The sequence below is a fragment of the Streptomyces sp. URMC 126 genome (genome assembly GCF_051386555.1).
In the GTDB taxonomy this organism is placed as follows: domain Bacteria; phylum Actinomycetota; class Actinomycetes; order Streptomycetales; family Streptomycetaceae; genus Streptomyces.
The window spans coordinates 1-10,860 of sequence record NZ_JBPQTX010000240.1; the positions used below are offsets into that span (position 1 = coordinate 1).

Here is a 10,860-nt window from a genome sequence, read left to right on the forward strand (position 1 = left end):
GGGGGGAGGCCGCGCGGGGTGTGTGGGTGTGTGCCCTGCGCCTTCGCCGGGGGTCGGCCGGGCGTGACGTCCGCTTCGGTGCCGGTACTGGTGCCGGTGCCGACGCTGATGCCGACGGGGCGCCCGTCCTGACGGGGTGCTCCGGCCGCTCCGCGGCTCGGGCGCCGCGTCGTCACGGTCGAGACCCTCCTCGGGTGGCGTCCGCCGGGCGCGGCCGGGGCAGCCGGTCTAGGGTCGGAACCGTGCGGTATCGCCGGACAGAACGGGACGGAGGCGGGCCGACCGGACGCTCCGGCGCGGTCCGTCCGGGCGAGCCCCGATGACCACCCGTCGGCGCGAGGAGCGCCTGGGGGACGCGGCACTCTCCTCCCGCCGCGTGGCCTGGATCCGGCTCGCCATGACCGTCCCCGTGTTCATGGCGGGACGCCGGCCGCCCGACGTCTCGTACCGGCACTGGTTCGACGGCCTGCTCGTCGCCTACCTGATCTGGGCCGTCGGGCGGATGGTGTGGATCCGGCGCCGCCCGGTGGCCGGCATGCGCGGTGCCGCGGGCGCCCTCGTCGTGGACCTCGCGCTGATCACCGCCCTCGCCGCGGTCTCCGGCGGCCCGGACTCCCCGGTCCGCTACGCCTACTTCCTGTGGTCCACGGCCACCGTCCTGTGGCAGATGCCGAAGGTCACGGCCGTCTTCGGCGCCGTCTGCATGGTCTGTTACGCGGCGATGTCCGTACCGCACGCCCTGACGCACCCGGCGCGGGAATCCTGGGACATCGTCGTCGACGAGGCGTACCTGCTGTGGACGGTCGGCGCCTCGGTGCTCATCGCGGTCCTGCTGGCCCGGCGCGGTCGGCGGGTCGCCGAACTCCTCGACACCCGGGAACTGCTGCTCGACGACGCGCTCGCCGCCGAGACCCGCGAACGGTCCCGGGTCGCCGACTCCCTGCACGACGGCGCGGTGCAGACGCTGCTGGCCGCTCTGCACGATCTTGAGGAGGCCGAGGAATCCGTCACCGACCCCGCGGCCCGCGCGGCCCTCGGCCGGGCCCAGGACGAAGTGCGGGGCACCGTCCGGGAGATGCGGGAGATCATCTTCAATCTCCACCCGCAGATCCTCGCCGCCGCCGGACTGGGTGCCGCGCTGGAGGCCGCGGGGGAGCGGTTCGCCCGGCGCGGCGGCTTCCGCGTCCACTACGACGTACGGCTGCCCGGCCGCGTCGGCCACGAGACCCTGCTCTACTCCACCGCCCGGGAGCTGCTCCGCAACATCGTCAAGCACGCGCGCGCCGCCGACGTATGGCTGACGCTGGCCACCGAGGGCGACGAGACCGTGCTGACCGTCCGCGACAACGGCGTCGGCTTCGACCCGCGCGTCGTCAGGGACCGGCTGCGCGCCGGGCACATCGGCCTGGCCAGCCATTACGTACGGGTCGAGAGCGCGGGCGGCCGGTTCACCGTGGACAGCGCGCCCGGCGCGGGCACGACCGTCGAGGTCCGGCTGCCCACGGCGGAGCCCGGGCCCCTGCCGACCGTCCCCGCCGTCCCATGACCGGGCGGCGGTCCGGTGCGCGGAGGGCCCGGGGCCGCGGGCCGGGCCGGCCCGCCCTGCCGGCCCTCCTGCGGCCCGAGGGCCGGCCGCGGTACGCGGACGGCGCCGCCGCCGGCGTGGCACTCGCCGTGCCGCTCGTCGCCGGCACCGCGACCGGCCATCCCGGCACCGGCGCGGCCGTCGCCCTGCCGGCCGTCCTGCTGGCCATGCCCCTCCCGGAGGGCGCCGGCCGGGCCGAACGCGCCCGCTGCCTCGCCGTCCGTACCGCCTGGACGACCGTCGCGGGCGCCTACACCGCCCTCACCGGCGGGAACGCGCTCGCCCTGGCCCTCGGCGTCGGCGTCACCGCCCTCATCGGGGCCCTCTTCTCCCGCGTGGGCACCACGGCCGCCCTCGCCGTCCTTCTCACGGGCATCACGGGCATCGCCGGGGCTCATGGGGCTCCACCGGAGGGCCTGCCGTTCCCGGGCCTCGCCCAACTGGTCGGCAGCGTCTGGACATCGGCCCTCCTCCTGCCCAGGCGCCGACGGGCGCCTGCCGGGGGCGGCCGAGACGGTGGTGGGGAGGAGCGGGGGCGGCACCTTGCCGCCGACGGGGGATCAGGAGTCCGCGCGGATGAGGCGTCGGCCGCTGCCGGTGCGCCTTCGACGAGGAGCGGACGGGAGCCTTCCGCCGAGGCGACCGGCAAGGGCAGCGGTGGAGCAGGGCCGCCTCCGGCCGGAGGCGAACGGCCGTCGGCCGGTGGGGAGGAGCCGTGCCACGAGGGCCGGCGCCCGCTCGGCGCAGGATCGGCGCCCGCCAGAGCGGCCGGGCCGCCTCCACGCTCCGGCCCTGCCGCCTCCGCCTCACCGCCACCTCCCACGCCCTCATCCCGCCTGTCCCGCGCGCCGACCGCCGCTTCCCGGGCCGCGTTCGCGACCACCGACCGGCTGCGCCACGCCACCCGCCTCGGTGTTCTCACCGCTGCCGCCGTGGCCGCCACCGGCTCGCAGGGCGTGCTCTGGGGGGAAGGCCACTGGCTCGTGACGTCACTCCTCCTCACCTTGCGGCCCACACCCGAGGAGACCCGGACCAAGTTCGCCAAACGCGTGGTGGGCAACAGCCTCGGCGGCGTGGTCGCCGCCTTGACGCTGTTGTGCGGGCCCGGCCCGTACGCGGTCGCGGCACTCGTCGGAATCTCCGGCGCGGCGGCCTACGCCTTCCGCCCCGCCAACTACGTCTACTGGTCGCTCGCCTCACCCGCGCTGCTGCTCCTCCTCAGCGACTTCGACGAACCGGTGCCCTGGTACGCGACGGCGGTACGGGTGGCACTGAACCTGGCTGGCGGCTGCGTCGCCGTCCTCGCGACCCGCTGGCTGTGGCCGGGGGCCGGGAGGGGCCGGCCCCCGGATGAGCGGCGTCCTTGACGCGCCTGGGGTCAGCCGCCGGCAGGGCGAGCGGGTGCCGCCGTCAGGCCGTGGCGGTCGCGGGCGGTGTGCCGCCAAAGCGACGCCCTCCCTCCGCTACGAGGGACGTCCCTCCGATCCGGGCACCGCACGCAAGGGCGCGGCGGCCTGCCGGCTCGCCCCCGTCCCTCCCGTCTTCGGCGGCGTTCACCGCCACCAGGCTGGTGCGCGTCGACAGCCCTCCCCGCCAGGCCGGCCGGAGGACGAGCCAGGCGCCGCCGTCCTCGTCGGGCAGGAGCACGGGAGCGGGGAGGAGGCCCATACCGAGCTCGCCGAGCAGTGCGTGGAGCGTCCTCCGGCCGTCGTGGGGTCGTTGTCGATGACCTCGGCCAGTACGAACAGGCCCGCCTCGTTGCCGACGCCGCGTTCGGCCGGCGTCGCGGCGATCAGGTCGGTGCCCTCGCGTGCCAGCTGACGAACGCGGGGCCGGGCAGGAGCGTTCACAACCGCACCTGAGTGGCGCGTGCACAGGCATCCGGGGGGGCGGTCCACGCGCTCGTCGGCATCCATCCCGACCGGCAGCCCCGGCACCGCGGCCCCTGTCCGCGTGACGGCCTCGGCGACGGCGGTCGGGCCGAGGGGGTCGGCGTCGGTGACGTCCTTGGGATGCACATGGAGGTCCGCCGCCCCGGCGGCGAACCGCCCCCCCGGCGCCGCCTCCGCCGGTTCGGCGGCGGTGTCGGGCAGGGCCGGATGTTCCCGCCGGCCACGGGAACCGTTCGGCAGTTGAGGGGATGCAGTGCCGCCCCGGACTCGCCTGGCGCGTCATCTGCCTCCGGCGACTCGGGGCGGCATTCCGAAACGAGCAGTCCTGCGCAACGCTGCGACTCCGCCTCCTATGTGTGAACCGAGGCCGCGATACCCGCTTTTCGTTCCGGCACGTTCCGGTGTGCGCGTCGGATGACTCGTTCTATCGTCCTCCCGTGGACCACTTGATCGCGGAAGACCCGACCCACATAGGCCCGTACCGCCTCATCGCCCGCCTCGGCGCCGGGGGTATGCATCTCGTCTACCTCGCCCGGTCGGACGGGGGACGGACCGTCGCCGTCAAGGTCGTGCAAGCCGAATTCGCCCAGCACCAGGAATTCCGGAGGCGGTTCGCGCGTGAGGTCACCGCGGCGAGGCGGGTCGGCGGGGCCTGGACGGCCGGGGTCCTCGACGCCGATACCGACGCGCGGACACCCTGGGTCGCGACGCAGTACGTTCCCGGGCCCGACCTGCACACCGTCGTGGCCGAACAGTACGGGCCGTTGCCCGAGCACTCGGTCAGGGTCCTCGCCAACCGGCTCGCGCTCGCGCTGCGGGCCATCCACGAGGCAGGCCTCGTCCACCGCGACCTCAAGCCGTCCAACGTCCTGGTCACGGTGGACGGGCCGCGCGTCATCGACTTCGGCATCGCCCGCGCGCTGGACGGCATCAGCGGAGACAGCCTCCAGACCCGCACCGGCATGGTGATCGGATCCCCCGGCTTCATGTCGCCGGAGCAGGTCAGGGGACTTCAGGTCACCGCCGCCTCCGATGTGTTCTGCCTCGGCTCGGTCCTCGCCTACGCCGCCACCGGACGCCCGCCCTTCGGCGCGACCGACAACGGGCTGCACGCCCAGCTCTTCCGGGTCGCGGAGGAGGACCCGGACCTGGACGGGGTGCCGGAAGCGCTCCTCGGACTCGTACGGGAGTGCCTGCGCAAGGATCCGGCGCAACGCCCCACACCGGAACAAGTCGCTGCCCGCACCACCACGGAAGACGCCACCGAGTGGCTGCCGGGTGCTCTGCTCGGTCAACTGGGTCGGCACGCGGCACAGTTGCTGGACTTCGATCCGCTGCGCCCGCACACGGTCGTCGCACCGGGCTCGGACCCCACTCCGCCGCAGCCCCGTTCGGCACCCGCTCCTGCACCACCAGCCCGGTCCACGCCCACACCTCGGCCCGCTCATCAGCCCGTTCAAGCGCCTGGGGCACCTTCCGCGGACGCGCTCGCCTACACGCCCACAGTCGGGCCGGGACACGACCGGGCCGCACGCACCCCGGACCGACGGCGTCCGCGGGCCCGCATGGTGGGCGCGGTGACCGTCGCAGTCCTCGCCGCCGTGGGAGCGAGCCTGCTCGCGGCCGAGCCGTGGCAGGACGACGGGAAGGGTTCCGCGTCCACCCCCGTACCGAGCGCGTTCCAGGGTCACTGGGAAGGCATGGACGAACGACAGCAGCACACGGGGTCGGCCACGGACGCGCCGTACACCCGGCTGGTGATCACGCAGCAGGGTGTCGATGTGGCCCTCCTGGACAAGGACACGCTGTGCGTCTGGGAGACCCTGGTCACCGAGGGCAACGACGAGAAGTCCCTCACACTCGGCATCAGCGTGCTCAAGACCAGCCTCGGCAGGGGCTGCCTGAAGCGGCCCACCGGCACGATCACCAGGGCGGACGGGACGCTCAAGTGGGACGACGGTCGCGTCCGGTCCGACTTCCGGAAGAGCCCGCAGACGAACCCCGAGGGAGCCGTACCCGACGCGTACCGGACCTGGTGGACCGGCCGGAGACCGGACGGCACCACCGTCGAGCTTGGGGTCGGCTACGAAGACTCCCGCCGCGCGGTCACCGTCAGCACCCTGAGCAGGACCAAGCAGCGATGCCAGTACTCGGCCGAGGCGTTCTCCGTGCGGGAGGGCAGGCTTCTCGTCTCTCCCGGCAAACAGAAATCCGACTCCCCGGCAACGAGCTGCGCCGGCAACTCACCCACGCTGGCCCTCAAAACGGAGGGCAAGGAGACAAACCGCATGCGGATGACCCCCCTCGACCCGGTCGCCGGCGTGGACTGGACCTTCACCCTGACCCGCAAGAGCTAGCGCGTCCTCTTGGACGGGTCGGTCGGTTGATCGGACGTGTCTGTCCGGTCAGTGATCACTGATGCGATGTGGCGGCGGATCGAGCCGCTGATGCTGCCGACCCGGTCCGCGGCAGGCGGTGGGCCGAACCACTGCCGCGCCCTTGAGGCCATCGCGTGGAAGCACCGCATCAACGCGTCGCGCCACGGCGGGAACTGCCCGACGAGCGGGGTTCGTTCCGGACGGCTCACAAGCGGCTGATCAGGTGGGCACTCGGCGGCACCTGGGAGGTGACTCTCGCCGCTGTCCTGGCAGCGGCGGACGCCGATGACGACATCGACTGGTCGATGTCGGTTCAGCCACCGCCTGCGGCGAGACCGCCAAGGCGGCCGCCCACCCGGCTTCGACCCCAAGGTGTCCAAGCAGCGGAACGCCGTCGAGGCGCGTCAATCCGCTCAAGCAGTGGCGCGGCCTGGCCACACGAACCGCCCAGGCTTGTCATCGCCCACCTCGCCGGCGTCCTCATCCGGATCCAGCCCGACGCTGACGCCAGCGAGGCGGACGCGAATCTCGTTCCTCTCGTGAGGCGAGCCCGCCCCCGGCCTCGTCGCGCTGCCCGGAGCCGGCACCGATACGGCCGGTCAGCCGGTCATCACCGCCGGGCGGGACACCAAGGCTTCACAAGCCGGCGCGCCCCGCAGGCCAGGCGTGCCCCGCCGGCGACGTGCCCGATGGGCGGCCCGCACGAGCGAAGTCGAGATACTCGTCCTGCACGACACCCTGGTTGACCTGTCGTCCTCGAACGGCGGCGCCCGTGCGTTCCTCGGCCAGGGCCACAGCGCTCATCGGGTCCTCGGCCGAGCCGAGAAGCCGGCCGAATTCCTCTTCCTCGGCGTCCTGATCGAACGGCGGAACTCGCCGAGGTCCAGGAACGTCGCGCCCCCGACGTCCTCGACGATGTGGACCCAGACCTCGAATGACGTTCTCGCCGCCCGGACCTCGGCGTACCGCACACCGGGCCGGTCGGGCGAGCCGACCGGCCCGAGGAACCGCTCGATCGACCGGCCTCGCCCCAAGGCCCCGACCATGAAAGGTTCCACCAAGTAACGCACCCGGGCACGGTACGACCCGGCAGCGTCAGCCGGCCGGCTTGATGATCCCCTGACGGTTCACAGGAGCTTCGGCTACCGCCGCCCGGTCCGGATCAAGCGGCTCGGCTGGCGGCTCCCCACGGAGGTCGACTTGTAGGGATCCCACAGGGCGGGCCCGCCCGCCCTGACCCTTGCCACACCGGTGCCCGGAGCCTTCCATCGGTGAGGATGAGCGGGTGGCCGATCTCCTGAACCCGGCGGACCCCGCCTTCGCGCGCGACCCCTACCCCTACTACGCGCGCCTGCGCGCCCGCGGCCCGGCCGCGCGGGTGGAACTCGCCAACGGCACGCACGCCTGGCTCGTCACCGGCTACCCGGAAGCCCGGGCCGTCCTGGCCGACTCCCGCTTCTCCAACGTGCCGCCACGGGCCGCCGGCCGCCCCAGACCCGATTCGCCCGCCCGCCGCGCCCAAGCCTGCCTCGCCCGGCACATGCTCAACTCCGACGCCCCCGACCACACCCGGCTCCGCCGGCTGACCACCGCCGCGTTCACCCCGCGCCGCGTCGACGCCCTCCGCCCGCGGATCGCCCGGCTGGCCGCAGGCCTGGCCGGGGACCTCGCGGCCCGGCTGGACCGCGACGGCACCGCCGACCTCGTCGACGCGCTCGCCTTCCCCCTGCCCGTCCTGGTGATCGGCGAGGTCCTGGGCGTCCCGGAGGCCGACCGCGCCGACCTGCGGGAGTGGACGTACCGCGTCGGATCGCCCGCCGACGCGCTCCCGCCCGGCGCGGTGGACGCCGCCTGGACCGACCTGCACGCCTACTTCACCGCACTCATCGCGGACAAACGGCGCGCGCCCGGCGACGACCTCTTCAGCTCTCTCGTGCACGACACCGGCGACGGCGGCCTGGACGACGCCGAACTCCTGGCCATGGCCTTCCTGCTGCTGTTCGCCGGCTACGAGACGACGATGAACCTCCTCGCCTCCGCGTCCCTGCTGCTGCTCACCCACCCCGACGAACTGTCGGCCGCCCGGCGGGACGGCACCGGACGCCGCTGGGAAGCCGTCGTCGAGGAAACCCTCCGGCACGCCAGCCCGCTGGAGGGGACCACCTGGCGTCGGACCACCGAGGCGGTGGACCTCGGCGAGGACACGGTCATACCGGCCGGGGCGTCCGTCCTCGTCGTCCTCGCCGCGGCCAACCGCGACCCCGGCCGCTTCCCCGACCCGGACGCCTTCCGGCCCGGCCGCTACCTGCCCGGCCCCGGACGGGCCGCGGCGCACACCGCGTTCGGGCACGGACCGCACTTCTGTCTCGGCGCCCGGCTGGCGCGGCTGGAGGCGACGATCGCCCTGCCGCTGCTGTGCGACGCACTGCCGGGGCTGCGCCTCGCCGCCGACCCGGGCCTCCTCCCGTACCGCCCGGGGCTGTTGGTCCGGGGGCCTCGGGAACTGCCCGTCACCCGCTGACCACCGGCCGGGCGGCGGCCGGCCGCCGTAGTACCGCCGGTGCGATCATCGCCCGCCGCGACGGGCGGACGAGTGCCCTCACCCGGCGGCGAACCGGTCCAACGCCGCCCGGGCCTCCCTCCGGAACGTCTCGCTGCCCAGGTGCCCCGCGTCGGACACCACTACCAGCCGGGCGTCCGGCCACACCTTGGCCAGCTCCCATGCGCTGCCCAACGGCCCCGCGACGTCGAACCGGCCGTGCACCAGCACGCCCGGAATCCCGGCCAGCCGGCCCGCGTCCCGCAGCAAGGCGCCCTCCTCCAGCCAGGCGCCGTGGGCGAAGTAGCGGGTGGTGATCCGGACGAACGCCGTGCGCGCCCGCGGGGGCCGTCCGGTGTACGGGGTCGGGGCGGCGTCGGGTTCGGCGGAGACCACGGCGTCCTCCCAGGCACACCAGTCACGCACGGCGCGTTCGCGTACGTCCGGGTCCGGGTGCTCCGTCAGCCGGGCGTAGGCGGAGACGAGGTCTCCGTCGCGCTCCGCCTCCGGGACCCCGGCCCGGAACCGTTCCCACTGCTCCGGGAAGAAGCGGGCGGCGCCCCGGTACAGCCAGTCGACGTCCGAGCGTCTGGTCAGGGTGGTGCCGGTGATCACGATCTCCGCGACCCGTTCGGGATGCCGCTCCGCGTACGCGAGGATCAGCGTCGACCCCCACGAGCCGCCGAACAGCGTCCACCGGTCGACGCGGAGGTGCCGGCGCAGCCGTTCCATGTCGGCGATCAGGTGGTGCGTGGTGTTGTGCCGCATGTCGGTCGAGGGGTCGGCGGCGTGCGGCGTGCTCCGGCCGCAGCCGCGCTGGTCGAAGAGGACGACGCGGTAGCGGTCCGGGTCGAAGTACCGGCGGTTCGCCGGCGCGCATCCGGAACCCGGCCCGCCGTGCACGACGAGCGCCGGCTTGCCGTCCCTTCTGCCGCACGCCTCCCAGTAGACGAGGTTGTCGTCCCCTACGTCGAGCATGCCGGCGTCGTACGGTTCCGTCGGCGGGTACAGCACGTCGGTCTCCATGCAGGGGATTCCCTTCCGTTCGGGCGGTGGGTGCGGGCGCGCGGTCACGTTACGCGTGCCGGCGCGTCCGGGCCGTCGGTTGACCTTGTCCCTGGGGGAAGCCGCAGCATCGGCCGTGCCGGGCCGGGTGAAGGGCCCGGCACGAGGAGGGAGGGGGAACCGCCGTGGGACTGCTGACCATCGGGGCGTTCGCCAGGGCGTCCCGGCTCACGCCGAAGGCGCTCCGTCTGTACGACGAACTGGGCCTGCTGCCCCCGGCCAGGGTCGACGCCGTCACCGGTTACCGCTTCTACGAACCGGCCCAGCTCGAACGGGCGCGGCTCGTGGCGTGGTTGCGGCACGTCGGCATGCCTCTGGCCCGGATCCGGCGGGTGTGCGCACTCCACGACGGGACGTCACCGCTCGCGGCGGCCGAGGAGATCCGCCTCTTCTGGAACGAGTCCGAGACCGCGTTCGCCACGCGGCGCGAGCTCGTCGCCTTCCTCGTCGACCACCTCTCGTGCACGGGAAAGGAACCCGCCATGTCCTCCACCTCGTCCACCGGCAGTTCCCTGCGCATCCGCTGCGCGGCTCTTTCCGACACCGGTTCCGTCCGGACGCTGAACCAGGACACCGCGTACGCCGGTCCGGGCCTTCTCGCCGTCGCGGACGGTTACGGCGACCAGGGTGCGCGGGCCGGGGCGGCCGCGATCGAGGCGTTGAAACGGTTCGGGAGTGGTGGGGGCGTGCCCGCCGGTGACCTGGTGAACGCCTTGCGGGAGACGGTGGAACGGGCGGACCGGGCGGTACGGGACGTGGTGGCCGCGGTCGCGGCCGAGGAGCAGGCGACGCGGGAAGCCCCGGACGCCACTCCGGTCGCTCCTGCCGCCCCCGCTGCCTCCGCCGCCTCCGCTGCCTCTGTCATCCCCGCCACCTCCGGCACGACGCTGACGGCGCTGCTCTGGACCGGTTCCCGTCTGGCCCTCGTCCACATCGGCGACTCCCGCGCCTATCTGCTACGGGAAGGCGAGTTCTTCCAGATCACCGAGGACCACACGCTCGTCCGCGCGATGGTCGAACAAGGCGCCCTCACCCCGGGCGAAGCGGCGTCCCACCCGCAACGGGCGTTCCTGCTCAGGGCACTGGGCGCGGGCGAACGAGCGGTCGCGGACGTCCGGCTGCGCGAGGTACGGGCGGGCGACCGTTACCTGCTGTGCTCGGACGGCCTCTCGGCCGTCGTCCCGGACGACGCGGTACGGCGTGTGGCGGCGGCCGGCGGGAACCCGGAGCGGACGGTCCGGGAACTCGTCGCGCTCGCCCACGCGTCGGGTGCGCCGGACAATGTGAGCTGCGCTGTGGCGGACGTCGAGGAGGAACGCTGACAGTGGGCGTGGGCGTGGGCGTGGGCGTGGGCGTGGGCGTGGGCGCGGGGGCGGCAGTGCGCCGCCCCCATCCCCGACC

General features: G+C 74.1%; 8 protein-coding genes and 1 pseudogene. 6 read left to right on the plus strand and 3 right to left on the minus strand.

The genetic code is table 11. The annotated features are described in order from the left end of the window. Window positions 1-319: 319 nt before the first annotated feature. Window positions 320-1,546 (plus strand): sensor histidine kinase, encoded by a 1,227-nt coding sequence (locus ACSNOK_RS24540; RefSeq protein ID WP_436782931.1) that lies wholly within the window; start codon window positions 320-322, stop codon window positions 1,544-1,546. Beyond that, on the plus strand, window positions 1,543-2,952 hold the full coding sequence (locus ACSNOK_RS24545) for an FUSC family protein (protein WP_436782932.1): 1,410 nt from the start codon (window positions 1,543-1,545) through the stop codon (window positions 2,950-2,952). Before ACSNOK_RS24540 ends, ACSNOK_RS24545 begins: the two co-directional genes overlap by 4 nt. Window positions 2,953-3,138: 186 nt before the next feature. Here ACSNOK_RS24545 and ACSNOK_RS24550 read toward each other — a convergent pair whose 3' ends face one another. Then, window positions 3,139-3,435, minus strand: a complete 297-nt coding sequence (locus ACSNOK_RS24550; RefSeq protein ID WP_436782933.1) for a hypothetical protein — start codon at window positions 3,433-3,435, stop codon at window positions 3,139-3,141. A gap of 479 nt (window positions 3,436-3,914) precedes the next feature. Between ACSNOK_RS24550 and ACSNOK_RS24555 the strand changes: the two genes are divergently transcribed. Together ACSNOK_RS24555 and ACSNOK_RS24560 are read left to right on the plus strand one after the other, a co-directional pair. Next, the gene (locus ACSNOK_RS24555) at window positions 3,915-5,834 is read left to right on the plus strand and encodes a serine/threonine-protein kinase (protein ID WP_436782934.1); all 1,920 of its coding nucleotides are present in this window, start codon (window positions 3,915-3,917) and stop codon (window positions 5,832-5,834) included. A 36-nt stretch (window positions 5,835-5,870) separates the two neighbouring features. Then, window positions 5,871-6,259 (plus strand): annotated as a pseudogene (locus ACSNOK_RS24560) (transposase); the annotation flags it as partial. A 396-nt stretch (window positions 6,260-6,655) separates the two neighbouring features. On the opposite strand, the gene ACSNOK_RS24565 reads toward ACSNOK_RS24560, so the two are convergent. After that, window positions 6,656-6,925 carry a hypothetical protein gene (locus ACSNOK_RS24565; protein ID WP_436782935.1) on the minus strand — a complete coding sequence of 90 codons (270 nt, stop codon included), beginning with the start codon at window positions 6,923-6,925 and terminating at the stop codon, window positions 6,656-6,658. 215 nt (window positions 6,926-7,140) lie between these two features. Between ACSNOK_RS24565 and ACSNOK_RS24570 the strand changes: the two genes are divergently transcribed. Next, a complete protein-coding gene (locus tag ACSNOK_RS24570) occupies window positions 7,141-8,376 on the plus strand; it encodes a cytochrome P450 (protein WP_436782936.1) in 1,236 nt (411 codons plus the stop codon). Between the two features lie 78 nt (window positions 8,377-8,454). On the opposite strand, the gene pip is transcribed toward ACSNOK_RS24570, so the two are convergent. Continuing rightward, window positions 8,455-9,420, minus strand: a complete 966-nt coding sequence (pip, locus tag ACSNOK_RS24575; protein WP_436782937.1) for a prolyl aminopeptidase — start codon at window positions 9,418-9,420, stop codon at window positions 8,455-8,457. A 164-nt stretch (window positions 9,421-9,584) separates the two neighbouring features. Here pip and ACSNOK_RS24580 point away from each other — a divergent pair, with 164 nt between their 5' ends. After that, a complete protein-coding gene (locus tag ACSNOK_RS24580) occupies window positions 9,585-10,781 on the plus strand; it encodes a MerR family transcriptional regulator (protein ID WP_436782938.1) in 1,197 nt (398 codons plus the stop codon). The last annotated feature ends 79 nt before the right edge of the window (window positions 10,782-10,860 follow it).

Bases quoted from the DNA above. Each gene is read 5' to 3' on its own strand.
- ACSNOK_RS24540 (WP_436782931.1), top strand. From the start codon at position 320: ATGACCACCCGTCGGCGCGAGGAGCGCCTGGGGGACGCGGCACTCTCC.
- ACSNOK_RS24545 (WP_436782932.1), top strand. From the start codon at position 1,543: ATGACCGGGCGGCGGTCCGGTGCGCGGAGGGCCCGGGGCCGCGGGCCG.
- pip (WP_436782937.1), bottom strand. From the start codon at position 9,420: ATGGAGACCGACGTGCTGTACCCGCCGACGGAACCGTACGACGCCGGC.